This is a genomic window from Acidovorax delafieldii (assembly GCF_007993815.1).
Taxonomy (GTDB): Bacteria; Pseudomonadota; Gammaproteobacteria; order Burkholderiales; family Burkholderiaceae_C; genus Acidovorax; species Acidovorax delafieldii.
In genome coordinates this window covers 140,078-163,506 of sequence record NZ_VJWE01000012.1, presented here as the reverse complement: position 1 = coordinate 163,506, position 23,429 = coordinate 140,078, and the positions used below count along the sequence as shown (strand labels likewise).

Sequence of the window (23,429 nt, the reverse complement as noted above, 5' to 3'; positions counted from 1 at the left end):
GATGTGCTAGTCCAGCATGCCTGGGCAGCTATTGATTCAATAGCAATTGAGCATTATCGCCGCCAGCACTGGCGCAGACACCCACCAGAGACAGCGAATGGCCGTGGGCCCGGCTACACCGGCCCGTCGGTGCCAGGCAGCCCCTGCCGCCCCAACCACTGCTTGCGCGATGTGCGCAGCTTGAAGCGCTGGCGGTACGCCCCTGGCGTCACCCCGGCCACGCGGGTGAACACCTTGCGAAAACTGCCCGTGTCGTTGTAGCCGCATTGCTGCGCCACATCGTCCACCGTGAGGTAGGTGGTCTGCAGCAGCGCCTGGGCCTGGGCAATGCGCAGCCGGTGCAGGTAGTCCTGCGGTGTTTCTCCATGCACCTGGGCAAACCAGCGCAGCAAGCTGCGCGGGCTGGTGGCGGCGGCGCGGGCCGTGGCCTGCAGGCTGTAGGGCTCGTTGCGGTGGTCCTGCAGCCAGCGCCGCGCCTGCTCCAGCGCGCCCGCAGCCAGGGGGTGGCCCGTGGGGGTTTCCATGGCAGTGGTGGCGGTCAGCTGGCGCTGCGGGTCAAACAGCAGCGCGTGCGATGCGGCCTGCGCCAGCTCGGCCGCCGGTGTCTGGGCCAGCAGGTCCAGCATGGCTGCCAGGGTGTCCTGCAGGGATGCGGTGGTCCACAGGGCACCGTCACGCTGCCAGGTTCGCTCCCGCTGCCAGGCCACCTCGGCCACATCGGCCGTCCTTGCCCCACTCTCGCTGGACTGCAGCACGATGGACGGCGCAAACACCCACGGCAGCGCCGCCTTGCGCCCAGCCAGCAAGCCACAGTGCGCCAGCAGGCTGGACCCGTTGAACAGCGCCGCCACCCGCCCGCCCCGCTGCAGGTGGCCCCGCAGCATGGCGCCAAAGTGCTCGCTGTAGCGCCGACTGATCTCACGCAACTGCGGCCCGGTAGGGACCAGCCAGCCGGGGAGGACGACCACATCCAGGGGCTCCGAGCCCAGTTCAGCGCCGGGCACTGGCGGTGGGGTGGCGTCGCGCTCGTGCGGCATCTGCAGCCACAACCAGCGCACCACGGGCTGCGCGCCCCCTGGGCGCATCGCCGCCAGCATGTTCATGGCGCGCAGGGCATCCACCGCAGCGGCGGCGGTGCTGGCAATGCTGCCGTGCCCCCAGAGGATGCCCACGTTCAGGCAGGACGGCAGTGCAGTTTTGGCAGTGGGCATGGTGGCGATCTTGCCACCCTTTGTGGCCAAACCGCCACCGCCTTGCAGTGTTACCGGGCAGTAGCATGACCGTGCGACGACAGCGCCCCGCAGCCATGGCCCTGCGTTGCGGGCCCACACAAACGGAGACACCCACCCATGCACGAACCCTCAACCCATCGCGGTCTCTCGATGGCCCTGACCACCCTGGCCGCGGCCTGCACCGCCCTCTTTCTGGCGGGCTGCGCCAGCCAGCCAGGCGCTGCAGGCACAGACCGCAGCGTGACCATTGAGCGCACCACCTACGGCATTCCGCACATCACCGCGAACGACCCCGAATCGCTGGCCTACGGCGTGGCCTATGCCTATGCGCAGGACAACGTCTGCATGACGGCCGACCAGCTCGTGACCGCGCGCGGCCAGCGCAGCAGCACCTTCGGCGCCCAGACCATCGGGCTGCTGGGCCGCCGCTACATCCCCAATGCGCAGATCGACCTCTTCATGGCCGCCCACATGGACGACGCCATGCTGGAGCGCGCCTGGGCCAAGACCAGTGCCGAAACGCAGGCCCTGGCGCGTGGTTATGTGGCGGGCTACAACCGCTTCCTGGCCGACAACGCCGCCACCCTGCCCGATGCCTGCCGGGGCAAGCCCTGGGTGCAGCCCATGACCCTGGCCCAATACCGCCGCATGGCCGAGGTGGTGGCCGTGCAGGCCGGTATTGCTGCGCTGGCCGATGGCATGCTAGGCGCCCAGCCACCCGCCGCCAAGGCCGCGCAGGCGCCCGCCTCTGCAGTGAACCTGGCCGATGCCGCGCAGGCGCTGCGCGACGTGGGCCTGCTCGACTCGCCCCTGGGCTCCAACGCCTGGGCCTTTGGCAAGGACGTGACGGCCAACGGCAGCGGCATGCTGCTGGGCAACCCGCACTTCCCGTGGAGCGGCCCCAACCGTTTCTATGAAATGCACCTGACCATGCCCGGCCAGATGGACGTGATGGGCGTGGGCATTGGCACCTACCCCATGGTCTCCATCGGCTTCAACAAGGACGTGGCCTGGTCGCACACGGTGTCCACCGGCAAGCGTTTCACCTTCTACGAAGTGACGCTGGCCGAGGGCGACCCCACCACCTACTTGGTGGACGGCAAGCCCGAGAAGATGACCACCCGCAAGGTCAACGCCCAGATCCCCGGCCCGGATGGCAAGCTGCAGACGCAAGAGCACACGGTGTGGTCCACCCGCTGGGGCCCGCTGGTGGTGGTGCCCCGCGCGGGCCTGACCTGGAACGCCAAGACCGCCTACGCCCTGCGCGACGCCAACTCCGGCAACACCCGAATGATGGATGCGGCCCTGGCTTTTGCCCGCGCCCGCTCGGTGCAGGACCTGCACAAGGCGCATGCCAACCTGGGTCTGCCCTGGGTGAACACGCTGGCCGCCGACCGCAGCGGCCAGGCCATGTATGCCGACGTGAGCGTGGTGCCCGATGTGGATGCCGCCCAGCTCGCCCGCTGCGCACCCAGCCAGCCCGCCGCCGCGCTGCGCGCCGCTGCCGGCCTGGTGGTGCTGAACGGATCACGCGCTGACTGCGACTGGCGCCGCGACAGCGCATCGCCCGTGCCGGGGCTCATCCCCATCGGCCGCATGCCCGTGGCCTTCCGCACGGACTGGGTGCACAACAGCAACGACAGCTTTGTCTACACCCACCCCGGCCAGAAGTTTGAGGGCATCTCGCCCCTGGTGGGCGACGCCAGCCTGACCCGGCCACGCACCCGCGCCGGTCTGGCCGAGATTCCTGAAATGCTCGGCCGGGGCAAGGTCACGCTGCAGGCCATCCAGGGCCAGTTGTTCGAGAACCGCAACTTCATGGCCCAGGTGGTGGTGCCCGACCTGCTGGCTGCGTGTGACAAGGCCCCCACGGCCGAATCCCGTGACGGCTGCGCGGCGCTGAAAGGCTGGGACCGCCGCAATAACGTTGAGGCACGCGGCGCCCATGTGTTCCGCGAGTTCTGGCGCACCGCGCGCAACATCCCCGGCGTGCACCGCGTGCCCTTCGATGCGCAACAGCCCGTGGCCACCCCTGCAGGCCTGAAGATGGAGGACGCCGCCACCGCCGCCAAGGTGTGGGAGGCGCTGGACGGCGCCGTCAAGGCCATCCGCACCAGCGGCTACACGCTCGACGCCACGCTGGGCAGCGTGCAGCGCCCCGCCATCACCGAAGAAGCGATTGCACTGCACGGCGGCGAGGAGTTTGAAGGCGTGCTCAACAACCTGGGCCGCCAGGAGCCCGCGCCCATCAACAAGGCAGGCTTGCGCATCGACTACGGCACCAGCTATGTGCAGACCGTGACGTTCGACGCCAAGGGCCCAGTGGCCCAGGCCATCCTGACCTATGGCCAGTCCACCAACCCCGCATCGCCCCACGCCAACGACCAGATGCGCGAGTTCTCGGCCAAGCGCTGGCATACCCTGCCCTTCCACCGCGACGATGTGGTGAAGGCGAGCGTGGGCGAGCCGCTGCGGCTGGTGCGGCCTTGAGCACCTGCGAGCACCGCCTTTGTTACAGGGCGGTGCCTCGCAGGTCCAAGGCCACATGCTGCAGCAGCATGATGGTCTTGCCGTCCTGGATCGTGCCGTTGGCAATGCCGGCCAGGGCGTCGGCCAGCGGCATCTCGATCACCTCGATGTCCTCGCCCTCTCCCTCCAGGCCGCCGCCGCTGCGGATGCGGTCGCCGGGTTCGTACTCAGCCACGAAAAAGTGCAGCTTTTCCGTCACCGAGCCAGGGCTCATGTAGGCCTCGAACACCTTGCGCGGCTGGCGCACGCGGTAGCCGGTTTCTTCCTCGGCCTCGCGGCGGATGCAGGTTTCGGGGTCATCGCCGTCGAGCAGGCCCGCGCAGGTCTCGATCAGCAGGCCGTCAGCGCAACCATTGAGAAAGGCGGGCAGCCGGAACTGGCGCGTCAGCACCACGGTGCTGCGACGCGGGTCGAACAACAGCAGTGCGGCGCCATTGCCCCGGTCGTAGGCCTCGCGGCTCATCGTCTGCCATTGGCCGTCGCGCCGGCGCAGCGAGCAGGTGACCCTGCGCAGCACGTACCAGTTGTCGGAGAGCACCTGCACATCCAGCAGCTTCACATGCTCGGTGCGGGCGTTCAGCTCAGCGATGGGCACATCGGGCACAGGGCGGCTCATGCGACGCTCCCATCTGGCGGGCTTGGGTAGCGACGCACGGCAAGCGACAGCGCGAAGGCAGTGTGGTCAAGTGATGAATGCATGGTTTTGACAATATTGATTTACGCAATATCATGCACAAACATGCAAATTCGTGCAATCAATTCGTGTAACCCTTCATGCTGACCACCCAACGCAAACAGCTTCTGCTCGACCGCCTACGTCGGGACGGCCAGATCGTGGCCAAGGCCTTCAGCGAGGAGCTGGGCATCTCGGAAGACACCGTGCGGCGCGACCTGCGCGAACTGGCTGCGGAGGGCCGCTTGCAGCGCGTGCACGGCGGCGCCCTGCCCGCCTCGGCCGCAGTGGGCAGCTTGCAGGTGCGTGAGCAACTGGCCCCCGAAGACAAACGCGCCCTGGGCCGCGCCGGGGCCGCGCTGGTGTTGCCCGGCCAGGTGGTGATCCTGGATGGGGGTACCACGTCGTTGCAGGTGGTGCAGCACCTGCCGCTGGACTTGCGCGCCACTGTGGTCACGCACAGCCCCACCGTAGCGGTGGCGCTGGCTGGGCACACGCAGGTGGAGGTGCTGATGCTGGGAGGCAGGTTGTTCCGCCACTCCATGGTGAATGTGGGTGCCAGCGTGGTCGAGGCCGCCGCCCAGTTGCGGGCCGACCTGTACCTGATGGGCGTGACCGGCGTGCATGCCGAGGCCGGTCTGACCACGGGAGATTTTGAAGAAGCCGCTGTCAAACGTGCCCTGCACCAGCGGGCGGCAGAAACGGTGGTGCTGGCTTCGCTTGACAAGCTGGACACGGCATCGCCGTTCAGCGTGGCCCCCTTGCACGAACTGGCCGCGCTGGTGGTGCCTGCCGCCACACCGCAGGCACTGCGCAAAAAGCTGCAGGCCGGTGGCGCCAAGGTGGAGATCGCAGCAGCCTGATCAGGCCATCAGACAGTAACGGCGCCAGCGCCCTGGCGCAGGTGCGCGACCAGCGCCGCAGCAAAGCCCGTCAGCACCGCCCCCTTGCGCACGCAGATCTGCAGGTCGCGCTGCGCCCAGGGCTCGCCCAGCTCGACCAGCACCGGCGGCTCGCTCAGGCCCGCCACCTGCAGGGCCGCTCCCCGGGGCACCAAGCCAATGCCCACGCCCGCCCCCACCATGCGGCACACGGCTTCAAAGCTGCGCACCTGAATGCGCACGTCCAGATGCCGCCCCAACGCGGCAGCGGCGTTGGTCGTGAAGGTGTGGATGGCCGAGCCCGCGTGCAGCATCACAAAGGCCTGGTCCAGCACCTCGGCAAAACCCACGCGGTCACGCCCTGCCAACGCATGGCCTGCGGGCACGATGAGCACCAGGCGGTCCTGCCGGTAGGGGGACAACTCCACACCCGCGCCCGTGCCACTGTCGGCCAGCACACCCACCTCGATCTCGCCGCTGGCCACCGCGACCACGATCTCTGCGCTGGTGCGCTCCTCCAGGCTCACGCTGACCTGCGGGTGCTGCCTCAGGAAACCCGCCAGGTCGTCGGGCAGAAAGGTGTGCGTGGCATGGGTATTGGCCCACAGGCTCACATGGCCCCGGATGCCGCTGGCAAAGGGCGAGAGGTTGGCATGCATCTGCTCGACGCTGGCCAGCACCTGGCGCGCATTGCGCAGCAGGGCCTCGCCCGCCCGGGTCAGCGCCACGCCCCGGGTCTGGCGCTCGAAAAGCGAGGTGTTCAGCGCCTCCTCCAGCCGGCGCAGCCGGTGGCTGGCCGACGACGGCGCAAGGTAGGCGCGTGCAGCGCCGCGCGTGAGGTTGCGCTCTTCGGCAATGGCGACAAAAAGGCGCAGATCGATCAGGTCATAGGTCAATGGAGGCCCCTCTCACGTTCGTTTTTGACGAACGCATGGTTGCGGCAATGCCAATTGTGCCTGCCGTGCCTACAAGGCACTATCGCCGCATCCTTTCATATTGCCACTGCCCCATGTGCACTGCGTTCGCTGTTTTCGCATGGTCTGGCAGTTTCTACGCCACCCCACCCACCATCCCCCCATGCCCTGGAAACACTGGTCCGCCGAACGCCTTGGCCTCCTCCTTGCCATCCTGGCCGCGCTGGGCTTCTCGTTCAAAGCCATCTTCGTGAAACTGGCCTACGCGGTGCCCCAGGCCACGCCCGTGGACTCAGTCACCCTGCTGTGCCTGCGCATGGCGTTTTCCGTGCCGGTGTTTGCCTGGGTCGGCTGGCGCGCCAGCCGCCACCTGGCCCCGCTCACCCGGCGCGACTGGCTGCTCGTGATTGCGCTGGGCCTGCTGGGCTACTACGGCGCGAGCATCCTCGACTTCATCGGCCTGCAGTACATCACCGCCAGCCTGGAGCGGCTGATCCTGTTCACCTACCCCACACTCACCATCCTGATCGGCGTGCTGTTCATGGGCAAGCGGGCATCCCGGCGTGAGATGGGGGCGCTGCTGCTGTCCTACGCGGGCATTGGCCTGGCCTTCGCGCACGACCTGCACATTGCGGGCGACACGCGCGCCGTGCTCATCGGCGCGGGCTTTGTGTTTGGCTCGGCGGTGTCCTATGCGTTCTACCAGGCAGGCAGCGAGCCCGCCATACGCCGCATGGGCGCGGCACGCTTTACGGCACTCGCGATGCTGGTCTCCACCGGCGCCACGCTGCTGCATTTTGTGGTGTCGCAACCTGCGGGTGCGCTGGTGCAGCCCGCGCCGGTCTACCTGCATGCGCTCGGCATGGCCGTGTTCTCCACCGTGTTGCCCGTGTTCATGACCTCGGCCGCGATCCGCCGCATTGGCGCATCCAAGACCGCGCTGATTGGCACGCTGGGGCCCATCCTCACGATCTTTTTTGGCGTCTGGCTGCTGGATGAACCGTTGACCTGGTGGCAGATGGGTGGTGCGGCGCTGGTGCTCGCGGGTGTAATGCTAGTCAGCAAATTCAGCATACAGCCGGGCTTCATGCGCTGGATGGACAGGACTTTTCTGCTCTACAAAAAGTAGCACAGCACTCGTCTCCCACGATCTGCCGATCCACTGCGCTCCAGCGCCCGATGCCAGACGTGGACGCAAAAAAGCCCGCACGGAGCGGGCTTTGAGCGGAAGGCGAAAACCTGTTCAAGCACGCGGAATGGGCGCACCCGAGTTCACGCACAGCGCCATGTTCAGCGCCTTGATCGCAGTCTTGTAGTCCTCGCGTTCGATCACGAACTGCATGTTCACCTGGCGCAGTGTCTGGGACACACAGTTCACGTTGACGCGCGCATCGGCCAGCGCCTGCGCGGCCTTGGCCAGCACGCCAGGGATGCCGATGTTGGAGCCAATGGTGCACACGATCGCGCTGGGCTTGATCGTGACGACCTGGTAGTCCTTCTGCAGCTCGGCCACCAGCTCGGGTGTGACCTGGTTGTCCCACACCAGATGGGCGATGGAGTTGGCGTTGGTGGCCTTGAGGATGTAGCTCACATCGTGCTTGCAGAACACGTTCATCAGGCCCGCATCAAAGCCCACCGTGCCCACCATGCTGGGGTCGTGGATCTCGATCAGCGTGACCTTGTCGGTGCCCGTGACGATCTCCACACGCGCGCGCTCACCCACGAAGTCCTTGGTGATCAGCGTGCCGGGGTGGTCGGGCTCAAAGGTGTTCTTCAGGCGGATGGGGATGCCCGCCAGTTCCATGGGCTTGGCGGCCTTGGGGTGGATGGCTTCCATGCCCACGTCGGCCAGCTGGTCGGCCACGTCGTAGTTGGTGGCGCCCACCACGATGGCGTTTTCCAGGCCCACGAGGTTGGGGTCGGCAGAAGACAGGTGGAATTCCTTGTGGATCACGGCCTCTGCCGGGCGCACTTCCACGGCGATCTTGCTGAAAGTGACTTCGGAGTAGCCCCGGTCAAACTCGCGCATGATGCCTTCGGTGCCCTTGGTGTAGCCGGTGGCCACCACCACCTTGTCGCTCAGGTCGATGCCCTTAAAGCTGTTGGCAATGCGCTCGTCAATCGTCCAGGCTTCGTTGTCGTCAAAACCGGCCAGGTCCATCAGCATGGCATTCACGCCATTGGCCTTGAGGATTTCGACCGAGTTGAACGCGCTGTGCGACTCGCCAATCGAGGCCAGCACTTCGCGCGCCGCGAGCAACACATCCTTGCGGCTGAGATAGCCGCTGGCCAGCACGTGCTGCATGGCGTTCAGATATTCGCGCGCCTGGCCAATGCGCTGGTCGATGAAGGCATCGGCCACATCCAGCGGCAATCCCAGGTCAGCGTAGCCGGCGTTCAGCTTTTTGAGGCTGACCGCCAGTTGGGTCAACGCATCTTGGTAACCCTTGCCTTCGGCAAACAGGGCATAGATGCCGCGCTCGCCCGTCTTCTTGTGCTCCAGCAGCTGGTTCGTCACACCCGAATAGGCGGACACCACGTAGATCCGGCCGTTAATGCGCTTGGGGTCGTGCAGCACGATGTGGCGCAGCACATCGCCAAAGGCGGTCATCGAAGTGCCGCCGATTTTTTCGACCGAGATCTTGGAGTTTTGAACGTCTTGCATGGACAGGCTCAGGGGAGCAAAAAAGTTGAAAAGCCGGACGGGTGTTCTGCCAAGGGGCTCAGCGGCAGGAAACCCTTTATTTTCCACGACTTTTGGCGGGGCCCTTCCGGGCGGTGCCAGGGGCATCCGTATGCGTTAGAACTGGCGCGTGTTCGGCCGAGACACTGGCACAGGGCCACAAGCGGAGTCACAAGTCTGCAGCCGCAGGAGTCTCGCGGGTTGTTGACAACGGCGTCGCATCCTGCGCGTTCGCCAAACAGCTATTGCGCCAGACGTTGCGCAAGGTATTGCCTCAAACGCGCTTCATTTCCGCTCAAGTCCTGGGTAGTCGATGGCAACATCCACGGAGCTTTTGCTTGAACATGGAGCAGCTGTTCCCTGGTCGGGTCTCCCACCCGTTCGTAAAGGCGCGCAAAGTCCCCTGAATTGGAATCAGCCGTGCCCAAGCCGAACCGGCGCCGCATCACCTCGATCACCAGGCCGTGGGGCGTACGGCCACCGGCCTCGTCGCGCAGGCCAAGCTCGACGAGCCTCAGCAGTGTGGCATCTGATGCTCCTGAAATGAAGTAATTTGGATTGGCGCCAACAAAGTCCAGGCCCTGGCCGTTTTGCTGCAACAGGTCAATCTCCAGCCTCTCCAGGCGCTGAATCCGCTCTGTATCCAGATCGAAACCATGTTGAGGGTAGGCCACAGACCACCAGACGGGAATTTCATCACTGCCAGATGTCACCGCACACTGGATCGGCAGGCCTCGGTCCAGAAATGCGCGCAGGGCGATGTCCGGAAAGTCATTTTGGTAAATCGTACGAAGCAAGGCCTGCTGACGCTTGCTGCATCCTGCGGGTGCTGCAGATGGCTGCCGCACTTCAAAGGCCAGTGTGGCCTGAAGAACCAGCGGTATGCGCTCAGCATAAAAACGCGAGGTATTGCTTCTGAGGCACTCATGCACTAGCGCATCCAAGGCGCCCTCACTCAAGGTGTTGCCGCTGTGCTCGAGCAGATCATTCGCTTTGCTCAGATTTCCCGAGCAAGTAGCACGCACCAACGGGTTTTGGCTGTCGGTGGCAAGGGCATCCGCCAAGCCGTCGCGCGAGCTTGCCAGCTGGCCTCGCGTCCAGGACTGCGCATGGCCAATGGCCAAAAGGGACATCGCCCAAAACAGTGCGACGCCGACCAGTCGCTTCCACGTTCCTTCGCGAGACGCCATCTTCTGCGGCAGCAGAATGAGCGGCACTAGCAGCACAACCACCAGTACGTAGGCTCCCTGCGCCAGCATTACCAACGCTGCCCAGTCCATATCAAGCCCAGCAGCCACTTGGTCGGCCAGCTTGCCTTGTGCGAACGCCCAAAAAAAGATGCACGACGCCGCTAACGGAATGGCGGGGAAAGCCCAGCCCCACACCCGCGAACTGGAATGTCGGTACAACATGAAGCCCATGGCTACCAAACTTGCGGGGGCTCCAACGATGAGACCAATACCAATCCCAATGCCAGAGGGCGCAATCAGCAGACCGAAGGGGAAAAACAGCGCTACGGCACCGATCGACAGTTGAAAGACGTAGAACGCCCAGTAGGCCGGTGCAATCAGGGCGAACAACAGCAACGGCGATAACGCCAGCAGAGCCACTCGATTTCTACTTAGCAGGGCATTCTGAAAAAACCGGAGGATCAAAGACATGTGACTGAGCAGCTGGGCATTTGGGGCGCGGGACCATGGCGGGATATGGGAGTTTCAACGTCATTTCTGGCCGCTGCGAGTATTGCACTCCCTCGCCCTGCTTCTTGCCAATCCGCCCACATGCGAAAAAGCCCGAACTGTTGCCAGTTCGGGCTTGAGCTTGGAGAAATCGGGAAGTACTTTCCTACTTCTTCTGCGGCGGCACATCCGTGCACGAGCCGTGGGCAATCTCCGCCGCCATGCCGATGCTTTCGCCCAGCGTGGGGTGCGGGTGGATGGTCTTGCCGATGTCCACCGCGTCGGCTCCCATCTCGATAGCCAGAGCGATCTCGCCGATCATGTCACCCGCATGCGTGCCGACCATGCCGCCGCCCAGAATCTTGCCGTGGCCATGGGCTTCGGGCGAGTCGTCGAACAGCAGCTTGGTCACGCCCTCGTCGCGGCCGTTGGCAATGGCGCGGCCGGAGGCCGTCCAGGGGAACAGGCCCTTCTTGACCTTGATGCCCTGGGCCTTGGCTTGGTCTTCGGTGAGGCCGACCCAGGCCACTTCGGGATCTGTGTAGGCCACAGATGGAATCACGCGGGCGTTGAAGGCGGCAGCGGCCAGCTCCTTATTGCCTTGCAACTCACCGGCAATCACTTCTGCCGCCACGTGCGCTTCATGCACCGCCTTGTGCGCCAGCATGGGCTGGCCCACGATGTCGCCGATGGCGAAGATGTGCGGCACATTGGTGCGCATCTGGATGTCGACGTTGATGAAGCCACGGTCCGTCACGGCCACGCCAGCCTTCTCGGCAGCGATCTTCTTGCCGTTGGGTGTGCGGCCCACGGCCTGCAGCACCAGGTCGTACACCTGCGGCTCGGGGGCAGTGCCGCCATCTTCTGCTGGCGCGAACGTGACCTTGATGCCTTCGGGGGTTGCCTCGGCGCCCACGGTTTTCGTCTTCAACATGATGTTGTCGAAGCGCTTGGCGTTCATCTTCTGCCAGATCTTGACGAGGTCGCGGTCGGCGCCTTGCATCAGGCCGTCCATCATTTCCACCACGTCCAGGCGCGCGCCCAGCGTGCTGTACACGGTGCCCATTTCGAGGCCGATGATGCCGCCGCCCAGGATGAGCATGCGCTTGGGCACTTCCTTGAGCGCCAGGGCGCCAGTGGAGTCGACCACGCGGGGATCGTCGGGCATGAAGGGCAGGCGCACGGCTTGGCTGCCGGCAGCGATGATGGCCTTCTTGAAGGCGATGACCTTCTTGGTGCCCGTCTTCTCCTGCGCAGTGCCGGTGGTTTCTTCCACTTCGAGGTGGTTGGCACCCACAAAGGCACCATAGCCACGCACGGTGGTCACCTTGCGCATCTTGGCCATGGCGGCCAGGCCGCCGGTGAGCTTGCCGATGACTTTCTCTTTGTGGCCGCGCAGCTTGTCGATGTTGACGGCGGGCGCGCCAAAGTCCACGCCCAGGTCGGCCATGTGGCTCACCTCGTCCATCACGGCGGCCACGTGCAGCAGCGCCTTGGAGGGGATGCAACCCACGTTCAGGCACACGCCACCCAGGGTGGCGTAGCGTTCGACGATGACGACCTTGAGGCCCAGGTCGGCCGCGCGGAAAGCGGCGCTGTAGCCGCCGGGGCCGCCGCCGAGCACGAGCACGTCGCAGTCCAGATCAGCGGAGCCAGCAAAGCTGGATGCTACGGGATTGATAGCTGCAGACACATTATTTACCTGCGCTACAGCCGGTTTCTGCTCTGAAACTGCAGGCGCTGGGGATGCGGCAGGCGCTGGAGCGGCTGCGCCCGCACCCTGCACTTCCAGCGTCAGCACCACCGAGCCTTCGGCGATCTTGTCGCCGAGCTTGACCTTGAGTTCCTTGACCACACCAGCGTGGCTGGACGGGATCTCCATGGAGGCCTTGTCGGACTCCACGGTGATCAGGCTTTGCTCGGCCTTGATGGTGTCGCCGGGTTTGACCAGCACTTCGATGATGGCCACTTCGGCGAAGTCGCCGATGTCGGGCACCTTGATGTCGATGATTGCCATGGTGTGTCTCGCCCTTTCGTTACATCACGATGCGGCGGAAGTCCGCCAGCAGCGAGGCAAAGTACACGTTAAAGCGCGCAGCGGCGGCGCCGTCGATCACGCGGTGGTCCCAGCTCAGGCTCAGGGGCAGCATGAGGCGCGGCGCAAATTGCTTGCCGTCCCACTTGGGCTCCAGGCTGCTCTTGCACACGCCCATGATGGCGACTTCGGGGGCGTTGATGATGGGCGTGAAGTAACGCCCGCCAATGCCGCCCAGGGAGCTGATGGAGAAGCAGCCGCCGGTCATGTCGGCCGGGCCGAGCTTGCCGTCGCGCGCCTTCTTGGCCAGGTCGCCCATCTCTTGGCTGATCTGGACGATGCCCTTCTTGTCTGCGTCGCGGATGACCGGCACAACAAGGCCGTTGGGCGTGTCGGCCGCAAAACCGATGTGGAAGTAGTTCTTCATCACCAGCTGGTCGCCGTCGAGCGAGCTGTTGAACTCGGGGAACTTCTTGAGCGCGGCCACGGCGGCCTTGATCATGAAGGCGAGCATGGTGACCTTGACGCCGCTCTTCTCGTTCTCTTTGTTGAACTGCACGCGGAAGGCTTCGAGGTCGGTGATGTCCGCATCGTCGTGGTTCGTGACGTGCGGGATGACGACCCAGTTGCGGTGCAGGTTGGCGCCGCTGATCTTCTTGATGCGCGAGAGGTCCTTGCGCTCCACCGGGCCGAACTTGGTGAAATCCACCTTGGGCCAGGGCAGCAGGTCCAGGCCGACGCCGGAGCCGCCGGATGCCGCAGCGGGCGCCTTGGCGGCCTGGGCCTTGGTCTGCACCGCGCCCGCCATCACCTGCTTGGTGAAGGCGGCCACGTCGTCCTGGGTGATGCGGCCCTTGGGGCCGGTGCCCTTGACTTCGTCGATGGGCACGCCCAGTTCGCGGGCGAACTTGCGCACCGAAGGCGATGCATGGGGCAGGCCTGCCGTGGGGGTGCCGGGCTGGTGGGCAGGGACAGGCACCGAGGCGGCGGGTGCTGCGGCTGCGACCGCAGGAGCGGCCGCAGCCACTGGGGCAGGTGCCGGCGCAGCGGCCGCAACCGGTGCTGCTACAGGCGCTGCAGCAGATGCCGTACCTTCAAGCAGAGCCACCAGATCACCAATGTTGACGGTGTCGCCAATCTTGACCTTGAGTTCCTTGAGCACGCCAGCGGCGGGCGACGGGATCTCCATGGAGGCCTTGTCGGATTCGACGGTGAACAGGGACTGCTCGACCTTGATGGTATCGCCGACCTTGACCAGCATCTCGATGACGGCCACGTCCTTGAAGTCGCCGATGTCGGGCACGCGCACTTCGACCGGGCCTGTGGCCGCTGGGGCTGCAGCAGCAGGAGCTGGCGCAGGTGCCGCCACGGGGGCGGGCGCGGAAACAGCTGCGGCAGGAGCCGGTGCAGCCGCCGGAGCTGCCGCAGCGCCCGCGTCAGCGGACTCCACCACCGCAATCACCGAGCCTTGCTTGACCTTGTCGCCCAACGCAATCTTGAGTTCCTTGACCACGCCTGCGTGGCTGGATGGGATCTCCATCGATGCCTTGTCCGATTCGACCGTGATGAGCGACTGCTCGGCCTTCACGGTGTCACCCACCTTGACCAGCAACTCGATCACGCCCACTTCGTCGAAGTCCCCGATGTCCGGGACTTGAATGTTGACCAATGCCATTGTTCTGTCTCCGTTCGTTTTATGCGTAGAGCGGGTTGATCTTGTCAGCATTGATGCCGTACTTGGCGATCGCCTCGGCCACCTTGGTGGCGGGCAGTACGCCGTCTTCGCTCAGCGCCTTGAGGGCGGCGACGACGATGTAGTGGCGGTTCACCTCGAAGTGCTCGCGCAGCTTGCTGCGGAAGTCGCTGCGGCCAAAACCGTCGGTGCCCAGCACCTTGTAGTTGCGGCCCTTGGGCACAAAGGGACGGATCTGCTCTGCATAGGCCTTCATGTAGTCCGTGGATGCGACCACGGGGCCCGTGCTGCTGCCCAGTTGCTGCGCCACAAACGGCACGCGCGGAGTTTCCAGCGGGTGCAGCAGGTTCCAGCGGTCCACGTCCTGGCCTTCGCGGGTGAGTTCGTTGAAGCTCGGGCAGCTCCACACATCGGCCTGCACGCCCCAGTCAGCGGCCAGCAGGGTTTGGGCAGCCAGCGACTCGCGCAGGATGGTGCCCGAACCCAGCAGTTGCACGCGCTTGTCACCCTCGGCGCCGGGCTTGCACAGGTACATGCCCTTGATGATCTGCTCTTCCGTGCCTTCCACGAGGCCCGGCATCGGGTAGTTCTCGTTGAGCAGCGTGATGTAGTAGAAGACGTTTTCCTGCTGCTCGACCATGCGCTTGAGACCACGGTGCATGATCACCGCCACTTCGTGGGCAAAGGTGGGGTCGTAGCTCACGCAGTTGGGGATGGTGTTGGCCAGGATGTGGCTGTGACCATCTTCGTGCTGCAGGCCTTCACCGTTGAGCGTAGTACGGCCCGAGGTGCCGCCCAGCAAGAAGCCACGGGCCTGCATGTCACCCGCAGCCCAGGCCAGGTCGCCAATGCGCTGGAAGCCGAACATCGAGTAGTACACGTAGAACGGCACCATGATGCGGTTGTTGGTGCTGTAGCTGGTGGCGGCAGCGATCCAGCTGGCCATGCCGCCGGCTTCGTTGATGCCTTCCTGCAGGATCTGGCCGGCCTTGTCTTCCTTGTAGTACATCACCTGGTCGCGATCGACCGGGGTGTACAGCTGGCCCTTGGGGTTGTAGATGCCGATCTGGCGGAACAGGCCTTCCATGCCGAAGGTGCGGGCCTCATCCACCAGGATGGGCACCACACGCGGCCCCAGGGCCTGGTCGCGCAGCAGTTGCGTGATGAAGCGCACGTAGGCCTGGGTGGTGGAGATTTCACGGCCTTCGGCCGTGGGCTCCAGGATGGCCTTGAAGGTCTCGATGGCGGGCACGGTGAAGTGCTCGTCCGCCTTGGGACGACGCTTGGGGAGGTAGCCACCCAGGGCCTTGCGGCGCTCGTGCAGGTACTGCATCTCCGGGGTGTCATCGGCCGGCTTGTAGTACGGAATGTCAGCCAGCTGGCTGTCCGGGATCGGGATGTTGAAGCGGTCGCGGATGTACTTGATGTCCTCGTCCGACAGCTTCTTGGTCTGGTGCACGGTGTTCTTGCCTTCACCGGCCTTGCCCATGCCATAACCCTTGACGGTCTTGACCAGCAGCACGGTGGGCTGGTTCTTGTGCTCATTGGCAGCGTGGAAGGCGGCATACACCTTGGCGGGCTCGTGGCCGCCACGGCGCAGTTCGAACACCTCTTCGTCGGTCATGTGCTCGACGAGCTTGAGCGTCTCGGGGTACTTGCCGAAGAAGTTCTTGCGCACGAAGGCGCCATCGTTGGCCTTCATGGCCTGGTAATCGCCGTCCAGCGTTTCCATCATCAGCTGCTTGAGCTTGCCGGTCTTGTCGCGGGCCAGCAAGGCATCCCAGCCATTGCCCCACAGCAGCTTGATCACGTTCCAGCCCGCGCCGCGGAACTCGCCTTCGAGTTCTTGCACGATCTTGCCGTTACCCCGCACTGGGCCGTCCAGGCGCTGCAGATTGCAGTTGATCACGAAGACCAGGTTGTCGAGGTTTTCGCGCGCGGCCAGGCCGATGGCGCCCAGGGATTCGGGTTCGTCCATTTCACCGTCACCGCAGAACACCCACACCTTGCGGTTTTCGGTGTTGGCAATGCCACGGGCGTGCAGGTACTTGAGGAAGCGGGCCTGATAGATGGCCATCAATGGCCCCAGGCCCATGGACACCGTAGGGAACTGCCAGAACTCGGGCATCAGCTTGGGGTGCGGGTAGCTGGACAGGCCCTTGCCGTCCACTTCCTGGCGGAAGCTGTCGAGCTGCTCTTCGCTCAGGCGGCCCTCGAGGTAAGCGCGCGCATAGATGCCGGGGGCGCTGTGGCCCTGGATGTACAGCAGGTCACCGCCGTGGTCTTCGCTGGCGGCATGCCAGAAGTGGTTGAAGCCCGCACCGAACATGCTGGCCACCGAGGCAAACGAACCAATGTGACCGCCCAGGTCGCCGCCGTCGGCAGGGTTCAGGCGGTTGGCACGCACCACCATGGCCATGGCGTTCCAGCGCATGTAGGCGCGCAGGCGCTTTTCGATGGCGATGTTGCCAGGGCAGTGCGCCTCTTTTTCCGGCTCGATGGTGTTGACGTAACCCGTGTTGGCAGAAAACGGCAGGTCGATGCTGCTCTGGCGGGCGTGTTCAAGAAGTTGTTCCAACAGGAAGTGGGCGCGCTCTGGGCCCTCCTTGTCGATCACGGCGGACAGCGCGTCCATCCATTCACGGGTTTCTTGCTGGTCGGTATCGGAACCGATGCCGAAACCGGCCTGAGGGTCGGGCTGAGCTGACATGCTTTGTCTCCTGTAGGTGTGGCAGCAATTTAGTACGTTGGCTCTAGTTTCGCATATTTTTTCGTAATTTCAAATGGTGCCTATTCATTTCATATTGCAATAATTTGCTGCAGGCGCACATGATGCAGAAGGCCTGAGCACTCCCGGGGCTCCTCTACACTCCCTACATGGATTCGATGCCCACCACCCCCTCCCCCACGGCCACGACCGTGGCAGCGCCGATACGCTGGTGGCGCAAGTGGTGGCGCGGCTTGTCGCCCACCCGGCAAGACCGTTTTGCCGCACTCGCCCCCCTCGCGGCAGTGCTGATGTTCTTGGCCGCCATCGTTGCGGCGTTCTGGTACCTGCGCGCCGAAGAAGCCGAACGCGAACAAGAAGCCCTACGGCGCGACGTGGAATACGCCCAGCAGCGCGTACGCCTGCGCCTGCTGGAACGGCAAGAGCAACTCATGCGCATCGCACGCGATGTGTCCAACCAGGACCTGGGTAAGGCAGAGTTCATCAGCCGCGCCGAGGCACTGATCAGCCAGTACCCTGAGCTGCAGGCCATCACCTGGATTGACGACCGCCGACGCATCCGCGCAAGCCAAGCCGCCCCGACACTGGCCAGTGGTGAGCTGCGCATCGCAGGCGAAGTCCTCAAGCCCGGGGACACCGCCGACACCTTTGGCCTGGCGCGGGACCTGCAGCAACCGGTGTACGCGCAGCCGGCCGCCACGTCGGGCGATGCGACCCCATTGCTGCAGTTGCAGGTACCGCTCAACAACCAGGGCAAGTTCAGCGGCGTGGTGCTGGGTGAATATTCCATCGACAGCCTGCTGCGCTACGGCACCCCCACCGAAGTGCTGGCGCGCTACGCGGTGACGCTGCTCGACAGCAAGAACCAGGTGCTGGCGGGCACGCCGCTGGGCCCGCGCAACAAGGCCACCCAGTTGCTCCCCTGGACGCCCAAGGCCAACGAGTACGAGGTACCGGTCTCCCCCGTTGGCAACGGTCTGGTGCTGCGCGCCCAGGCCTACCGCACGTCGCTTGGCGTGGTGGGCAGCGGGCTGTTCTGGCTGGTGGGCACGCTGAGCGCGATGACGGCCTGGATGCTGATCGCCACCTGGCGCCACACCCGTCGCCGCATGCAGGCGCAAGAGGCCCTGGTGGCCGAGACCAACTTTCGCCGGGCGATGGAAAACTCCATCCTCACCGGCATGCGCGCCCTGGACATGGAAGGCCGCATCAGCTATGTAAATGCCGCCTTTTGCCAGATGACGGGCTGGAGTGCCGAAGAGCTGGTGGGCCTGAAAGCCCCCTTCCCCTACTGGCCCGAGGCCGATCACGAAACCCTGCAGGCCAAGCTGCGCGACGAACTGCGTGGCAACACCATGGCAGGCGGCTTTCAGGTGCGCGTCAAGCGCAAGAGCGGGACGCTGTTCGACGCCCGGCTCTATGTGTCTCCGCTGATCGACGCCCATGGCCAGCAGACAGGCTGGATGACGTCGATGACTGACATCACCGAGCCCAACCGCATTCGTGAACAGCTGTCGGCGTCACACGAACGCTTCACCATCGTGCTGGAGTCGCTGGACGCCTCGGTGTCGGTGGCCCCCCTGGGCAGCGAAGAGCTGCTGTTTGCCAACAAGCTCTACCGCCAGTGGTTCGGGTCGCAAACCGGCGGGCACCTGCAACTGGTGGCGCAGGCAGGCGTGGTGCCGATTGCGGGCAAGGAGCAAAGTGGCATGGACGATGAGGACGGCCTGATGGGCCTGCCCACCGACACGCTGACCAGCGCCCGCAGTGAAAACGCCGAAATCTACCTGCCCGACCTGGGCAAGTGGCTGGAAGTGCGCTCGCGCTATCTGAACTGGGTGGACGGCCGCCTGGCCCAGATGGTGATTGCCACGGACATCACCCCCCGCCGCCTGGCTGAAGAGCAGGCCCAGCGGCAGGCCGAGCGCGCGCAGTCGGTCAGCCGCCTCATCACCATGGGCGAGATGGCGTCCAGCGTGGCGCACGAACTGAACCAGCCGCTCACCGCCATCAACAACTACTGCAGCGGCATGGTTTCGCGCATCCAGAGCGGCCAGCTCACCGAAGAGGCCCTGCTCACCGCCCTGCAAAAGACAGCGCACCAGGCGCAGCGCGCAGGCCAGATCATCCAGCGGATCCGCTCGTTCGTGAAAAAGAGCGAGCCCAACCGCACGCTGGCCGATGTGCATTCGATGGTCAACGAAGCCGTCGAGCTGGCCGACATCGAACTGCGCCGGCACAACGTGCGCCTGACGCACTACGTCGCCGCGCGCCTGCCGCAAGTGATGGCCGACACCATCCTGATCGAGCAGGTGCTCGTCAACCTGATGAAGAACGGCGCCGAGGCCATCCAGCACGCCGACCGCCCCGCCCCCAACCGCAGCGTGGAGCTGCGCGTGGTGCCCAAGCAGATCGATGATCGCCAGGTGGTCGAGTTCTCGGTGCAGGACACCGGCAAGGGGCTGGCCCCCGAAGTGCTGGAGCGCCTGTTCGAGGCCTTCTTCTCCACCAAGCAGGAAGGCATGGGCATGGGCCTCAATCTGTGCCGCAGCATCGTCGAGTCCCACCAGGGCCGGATGCAGGCGGAGAACCTCTACAATGGCTCGGAGGTTACAGGCTGCAGGTTCTCCTTCTGGCTGCCGCTTGCCAAGCCTGCTGATGCCACTACAAATTCTGTAGCAAACGAACAAAACCCAAGGACTGTTGCATGAGCTTGATTCCGAAAAAAGGCACTGTTTACGTTGTGGACGACGACGAAGCAGTTCGCGATTCCCTGCAGTGGCTGCTGGAAGGCAAGGACTACCGGGTGCGTTGCTTTGATTCGGCCGAGACGTTTCTCTCACGCTACGATCCGCGCGAGGTGGCCTGCCTGATCGTGGACATCCGCATGGGCGGCATGACCGGCCTGGAACTGCAGGACCGCCTCATTGAGCGCAAATCGCCGCTGCCCATCGTGTTCATCACCGGCCACGGCGACGTACCTATGGCCGTGAACACCATGAAGAAAGGTGCACTGGACTTCATCCAGAAGCCTTTTGACGAAGAAGAGCTGGTGGGCCTGGTCGAGCGCATGCTGGACCACGCCCGCGAAGCTTTCGCGGGCTACCAGCAGGCCGCCAGCCGCGACGCCCTGCTGTCCAAGCTCACCAGCCGCGAGGCGCAGGTGCTCGAACGCATCGTGGCCGGTCGCCTGAACAAGCAGATCGCTGACGACCTGGGCATCAGCATCAAGACGGTGGAAGCACACCGCGCCAACATCATGGAAAAGCTCAACGCCAACACGGTGGCCGACCTGCTCAAGATCGCTCTGGGGCAGAACGCGCCCAAGGGCTGATTGCTCCTATTTTGATAGCTACCAGCGCATATTGCACTAGCGCTACCAGCCATTTTGACTTGTATTTTCTGACATGACAGCCCAACTCATCGACGGCAACGCCCTTTCCCGCCAACTTCGCAGCGAGGTGGCGCAACGCGCTGCCGCCCTCACCGCCCGTGGCCACCAGCCTGGCCTGGCGGTGATTCTGGTGGGCGAAGACCCAGCCTCGGCCGTGTATGTGCGCAACAAGGTCAAGGCCTGCGAGGACAGCGGCGTGCGCTCCATCTTTGAAAAGTACGACGCCGATCTCAGCGAGGCTGCGCTGCTGGCACGCCTCGAAGCCCTCAATGCCGACCCCACGGTGCACGGCATCCTGGTGCAGATGCCCCTGCCCAAGCACATTGACCCGCACAAGGTCATCGAGGCCATTGCCACCTCCAAGGATGTGGATGGTTACTCGGTGCTGTCGGCTGGCGAACTCATGGCCGGGCTGGACGGTTTCCGCCCCTGCACGCCCTACGGCAGCATGAAGCTCATCGAGTCCACAGGCCAGTCGATCAAGGGCAAACATGCCGTGGTCATCGGGCGCAGCAACACCGTGGGCAAGCCCATGGCCCTGCTGCTGCTGCAGGCCAATGCCACGGTCACCGTCACCCACAGCGGCACCCCCGACCTGGGCTACCACACCCGCCAGGCAGACATCGTGGTGGCTGCGGTCGGCCGCGCCAACACGCTCACCGCCGACATGGTCAAGCCCGGTGCCATCGTGATCGACGTGGGCATCAACCGCAAGGCCGACGGCAAACTGTGTGGCGATGTGGACTTTGAGGGCGTCAAAGAGGTGGCGGGCTGGATCACCCCCGTCCCTGGCGGGGTTGGACCCATGACCATTACCATGCTGCTGGTGAACACCATCGAAGCCGCCGAGCGGGCTGCCGCGCGCTGACCGCGCCCGGGGAAGACGCCAGCCGCTTTGCAACTTGAACCTGCGCCGCCTGGCGCCATCTAATCCCGCATGAGTAACGCCCTTCTCGACTTCTCCGACCTCCCCGCCTTTGACCGCATCACCCCACAGGACGTAGCCCCTGCGGTTGATGTGCTGCTGGAGCGTGCCAATCAGGCTCTGGAGACCGTCACGGCGCCCGACTTCCCTGCCCGCTGGGATGCAATCGCCAAGGTGCTGGATGTAGCCACCGAACAGCTCGGCCGCGCCTGGGGGGCTGTCAGCCACCTCAACAGCGTTGCCGACACACCGGAACTGCGCGCGGCCTACAACGCCGCCCTGCCCCGCGTCACGGAGTTCTGGACCCGCCTGGGCGCTGACGAACGCCTCTATGCAAAGTACAAGGCCATCGACCCCGCCACCCTGACGCCCGAGCAACGCCAGGCCCACCGCAACGCAGTGCGCAACTTCGTGCTCAGCGGCGCTGAGCTGACCGGGGCGGCCAAAGAGCGCTTCGCCCAGATCCAGGAACGCCAGGCCGAGTTGAGCCAGAAGTTCAGCGAAAACGCGCTGGACGCGACCGATGCCTTTGCCTACTACGCCACCGCGGAGGAACTGGACGGTGTACCGGCCGATGTGCAGCAAGCCGCTTTGGCGGCGGCACAGGCGGACGGGAAGCCCGGCTACAAGCTCACCCTGAAGATGCCTTGCTACCTGCCGGTGATGCAGTTTGCCACCCGCAGCGACCTGCGCGCCAAGCTGTACCGCGCCTATGTCACCCGTGCCTCGGACCAGGCCGAAGGCGAAGGCCAGAAATTCGACAACACCGCGCTGATTGGCGAAATCCTGGCCTTGCGCCGAGAAGAAGCCCAGCTGCTGGGCTACGCCAACTTTGGTGAAGTCTCCGTGGTGCCCAAGATGGCCCAGTCGCCCGCCGAGGTTGTCCAGTTCTTGCGTGATCTCGCCCGCCGCGCCCGGCCCTATGCCGAAAAGGACGTGGCCGACCTGCGCGTCTTTGCGGCCGAACACCTGGGCCTGGCCGATCCGCAGCCCTGGGACTGGCCCTACATCTCTGAAAAGCTCAAGGAAGCCCGCTATGCCTTCAGCGAGCAGGAGCTCAAGGCGTACTTCACGGCACCCAAGGTATTGGCAGGCCTGTTCAAGATCATTGAGACGCTGTTTGAAGTGTCCATCCGCCGCGACACGGCACCGGTGTGGCACCCTGCGGTGGAGTTCTATCGCATCGAACGCAACGGCCAACTGGTGGGCCAGTTCTACCTCGACCAGCCCGCCCGCACCGGCAAGCGGGGCGGCGCCTGGATGGATGACGTGCGCACGCGCTGGCAGCGCCCCGACACCGGAGTGCTGCAAACGCCGATTGCCCACCTCGTCTGCAACTTCGCGGACGGTGTGGATGGCAAGCCGCCACTGTTGACCCATGACGACGTGATCACGCTGTTCCATGAATTTGGCCATGGACTGCATCACATGCTGACCCAGGTGAACGAACGCGATGTTTCCGGCATTGGCGGCGTCGAATGGGACGCAGTGGAGCTGCCCAGCCAGTTCATGGAAAACTTCTGCTGGGAATGGGATGTGCTCAGACACATGACGGCCCACGTGGACACCGGCGAGCCGCTGCCGCGCACGCTGTTTGACAAGATGATCGCCGCCAAGAACTTCCAGAGCGGCATGCAGACCCTGCGCCAGATCGAGTTTGCCTTGTTCGACATGCTGCTGCACACCGAACACGACCCGGCCCAGGACTTCATGCCCCTGCTGACCCAGGTGCGCCAGGAAGTGGCCGTGCTGCAGCCGCCCGCGTTCAGCCGCACGGCCCACACCTTCAGCCATATCTTTGCCGGCGGCTATGCAGCGGGGTACTACAGCTACAAATGGGCCGAGGTACTCAGCGCCGACGCCTACGCCGCCTTTGAAGAAACCGCCGGTACCGACGGCTTGCCCAGCACCGAAACCGGGAGACGCTACCGTGAGGCCATCCTGGAAGCGGGTGGCAGCCGCCCCGCCATGGAGTCCTTCAAGGCCTTCCGTGGCCGCGAGCCCAGTCTGGATGCCCTGCTGCGCCACCAGGGCATGGCGGAAGAACTGACCGCCTGAGTGCG

Annotated in this window: 15 protein-coding genes; 7 read left to right on the top strand and 8 right to left on the bottom strand. The window is 64.7% G+C overall.

All coding sequences use genetic code 11. The annotated features are described in order from the left end of the window. Positions 1-113: 113 nt before the first annotated feature. The gene (locus ATF69_RS10095; protein ID WP_244303697.1) at positions 114-1,211 is read right to left on the bottom strand and encodes a GlxA family transcriptional regulator; all 1,098 of its coding nucleotides are present in this window, start codon (positions 1,209-1,211) and stop codon (positions 114-116) included. A gap of 138 nt (positions 1,212-1,349) precedes the next feature. Here ATF69_RS10095 and ATF69_RS10090 point away from each other — a divergent pair, with 138 nt between their 5' ends. Continuing rightward, positions 1,350-3,722: a penicillin acylase family protein gene (locus tag ATF69_RS10090; RefSeq protein ID WP_146870839.1), complete on the top strand. Its 2,373-nt coding sequence runs from the start codon at positions 1,350-1,352 to the stop codon at positions 3,720-3,722. Between the two features lie 22 nt (positions 3,723-3,744). On the opposite strand, the gene ATF69_RS10085 is transcribed toward ATF69_RS10090, so the two are convergent. Then, complete coding sequence (locus ATF69_RS10085) at positions 3,745-4,377, bottom strand: NUDIX domain-containing protein (protein ID WP_146870838.1); 633 nt, start codon at positions 4,375-4,377, stop codon at positions 3,745-3,747. A gap of 158 nt (positions 4,378-4,535) precedes the next feature. On the opposite strand from ATF69_RS10085, the gene ATF69_RS10080 reads away from it, so the two are divergent. Continuing rightward, the gene (locus ATF69_RS10080; RefSeq protein ID WP_146870837.1) at positions 4,536-5,297 is read left to right on the top strand and encodes a DeoR/GlpR family DNA-binding transcription regulator; all 762 of its coding nucleotides are present in this window, start codon (positions 4,536-4,538) and stop codon (positions 5,295-5,297) included. An 8-nt stretch (positions 5,298-5,305) separates the two neighbouring features. Here the strand turns inward: ATF69_RS10080 and ATF69_RS10075 are convergent, their stop codons facing one another. Continuing rightward, a complete protein-coding gene (locus ATF69_RS10075) occupies positions 5,306-6,211 on the bottom strand; it encodes a LysR family transcriptional regulator (protein ID WP_146870836.1) in 906 nt (301 codons plus the stop codon). Positions 6,212-6,392: 181 nt separating this feature from the next. On the opposite strand from ATF69_RS10075, the gene ATF69_RS10070 reads away from it, so the two are divergent. Further along, on the top strand, positions 6,393-7,358 hold the full coding sequence (locus ATF69_RS10070) for a DMT family transporter (RefSeq protein ID WP_244303696.1): 966 nt from the start codon (positions 6,393-6,395) through the stop codon (positions 7,356-7,358). Positions 7,359-7,472: 114 nt separating this feature from the next. Here the strand turns inward: ATF69_RS10070 and ATF69_RS10065 are convergent, their stop codons facing one another. The 5 genes from ATF69_RS10065 to aceE all read right to left on the bottom strand — a co-directional run bounded on the left by ATF69_RS10065 (position 7,473) and on the right by aceE (position 17,029). Next, positions 7,473-8,894, bottom strand: a complete 1,422-nt coding sequence (locus ATF69_RS10065; RefSeq protein ID WP_146870835.1) for an aspartate kinase — start codon at positions 8,892-8,894, stop codon at positions 7,473-7,475. A gap of 260 nt (positions 8,895-9,154) precedes the next feature. Beyond that, positions 9,155-10,573: a hypothetical protein gene (locus ATF69_RS10060; protein WP_146870834.1), complete on the bottom strand. Its 1,419-nt coding sequence runs from the start codon at positions 10,571-10,573 to the stop codon at positions 9,155-9,157. A gap of 184 nt (positions 10,574-10,757) precedes the next feature. Beyond that, positions 10,758-12,608, bottom strand: a complete 1,851-nt coding sequence (lpdA, locus tag ATF69_RS10055) for a dihydrolipoyl dehydrogenase (protein WP_146870833.1) — start codon at positions 12,606-12,608, stop codon at positions 10,758-10,760. A gap of 19 nt (positions 12,609-12,627) precedes the next feature. Beyond that, entirely contained in the window at positions 12,628-14,301 is a 1,674-nt protein-coding gene (aceF, locus tag ATF69_RS10050) for a dihydrolipoyllysine-residue acetyltransferase (protein ID WP_146870832.1), read from the bottom strand. Positions 14,302-14,320: 19 nt separating this feature from the next. Continuing rightward, positions 14,321-17,029, bottom strand: a complete 2,709-nt coding sequence (gene aceE, locus ATF69_RS10045) for a pyruvate dehydrogenase (acetyl-transferring), homodimeric type (RefSeq protein WP_146870831.1) — start codon at positions 17,027-17,029, stop codon at positions 14,321-14,323. Positions 17,030-17,196: 167 nt separating this feature from the next. On the opposite strand from aceE, the gene ATF69_RS10040 reads away from it, so the two are divergent. The 4 genes from ATF69_RS10040 to ATF69_RS10025 all read left to right on the top strand — a co-directional run bounded on the left by ATF69_RS10040 (position 17,197) and on the right by ATF69_RS10025 (position 23,424). Next, positions 17,197-19,758 carry a PAS domain S-box protein gene (locus ATF69_RS10040; protein ID WP_056062995.1) on the top strand — a complete coding sequence of 854 codons (2,562 nt, stop codon included), beginning with the start codon at positions 17,197-17,199 and terminating at the stop codon, positions 19,756-19,758. After that, entirely contained in the window at positions 19,755-20,381 is a 627-nt protein-coding gene (locus ATF69_RS10035) for a response regulator transcription factor (protein ID WP_007848524.1), read from the top strand. Before ATF69_RS10040 ends, ATF69_RS10035 begins: the two co-directional genes overlap by 4 nt. 73 nt (positions 20,382-20,454) lie before the next feature. Beyond that, positions 20,455-21,309, top strand: a complete 855-nt coding sequence (gene folD, locus ATF69_RS10030; protein ID WP_146870830.1) for a bifunctional methylenetetrahydrofolate dehydrogenase/methenyltetrahydrofolate cyclohydrolase FolD — start codon at positions 20,455-20,457, stop codon at positions 21,307-21,309. A 69-nt stretch (positions 21,310-21,378) separates the two neighbouring features. Then, complete coding sequence (locus ATF69_RS10025; RefSeq protein ID WP_146870829.1) at positions 21,379-23,424, top strand: M3 family metallopeptidase; 2,046 nt, start codon at positions 21,379-21,381, stop codon at positions 23,422-23,424. The last annotated feature ends 5 nt before the right edge of the window (positions 23,425-23,429 follow it).